This is a genomic window from Faecalimonas sp. LCP19S3_D12 (genome assembly GCF_052121495.1).
Taxonomy (GTDB): domain Bacteria; phylum Bacillota; class Clostridia; order Lachnospirales; family Lachnospiraceae; genus Faecalimonas.
This window is the reverse complement of record NZ_JBQKED010000116.1, coordinates 1-993: the sequence shown is the minus strand read 5'-3', so window position 1 is coordinate 993 and position 993 is coordinate 1. Positions and strand designations below refer to the sequence as shown.

General features: G+C 42.5%; 1 protein-coding gene. It reads left to right on the top strand.

Annotated elements, in window-relative coordinates:
* Positions 1-312: 312 nt before the first annotated feature.
* Positions 313-993 (top strand): IS110 family RNA-guided transposase (locus ACTQXY_RS15490; protein WP_441660212.1); only part of this gene is annotated, 681 nt, incomplete at its 3' end.

Sequence of the window (993 nt, the reverse complement as noted above, 5' to 3'; positions counted from 1 at the left end):
TATCCATTCCTTTCGCTTCGCTCAGGCACAAAACGTAATGAAAATGTTTCCCTGAGCTTATTTTTTCTTTATAATTCTTCTTGTAGGGAACTCGGTATACTACAAATCACGAGGAGGTGAGTGGGCTGTCCGGCTTGCCGGATGACCGTATTGTTATATGTGTAGACTGTCTTTTCAGGCACAAATAAGTGTGACACCAAGCACGAAATCTTATCTCTGTTTAAACAACTTCGTTTATGGCTTAGACAGTCAGTCAATTCCGTCTCTCCCTATAATCTTTAGCGAACCGCTCCGGTTCTGAAAGGAGTCCCTATGGCTTTAAAAATCGTGTACAAAATCTGTTGTGGCATTGATGTCCACAAGACTTTTGTAGTCGCCTGCATTGCTTCTACTGACAAGCACGGCGTTACCTCTTACGAGCGCCACCGTTTTTCTACCTACACGAAGGGTTTGAAAAATTTGTTACAATGGCTGCTCGAACATAATTGCAAGGATGTCTGTATGGAATCTACTGGTAAATACTGGATTCCTGTTTATAACATTCTCGAAAAAGATTGTTCGATTGTCCTTGCTCATCCAAAGTATGTTAAGGCTATCCGTGGAAAGAAAACTGACAAGAAAGATGCCAAATGGATTGCTGACCTGTTTAAGCATGACCTTGTTTCCGGTAGCTTTATGCCTCCTGCTGACATCCGCCAGCTTCGTGACCTTATGCGTTACCGTTTCAAACTGACCTGCTTCAAATCAAGCGAAAAGAATCGTTTGCAGAACTGTCTCACGGTTTCCAATATCCAGTTGGGAAACGTTGTTTCGGACACCTTCGGCAAATCTGCTCAGGCAATACTGGATAAGATTTTAGAAAACCCTGAAGATACTTCCTTTGACCTTGAACCCCTTGTTTTCAAAAGTTTGAAAAAGAAACTTCCCGAACTGCGTGATGCCATTGACGGCTATATCACACCGGAACAAGCGGGAAAACTCAAGATAATCAAG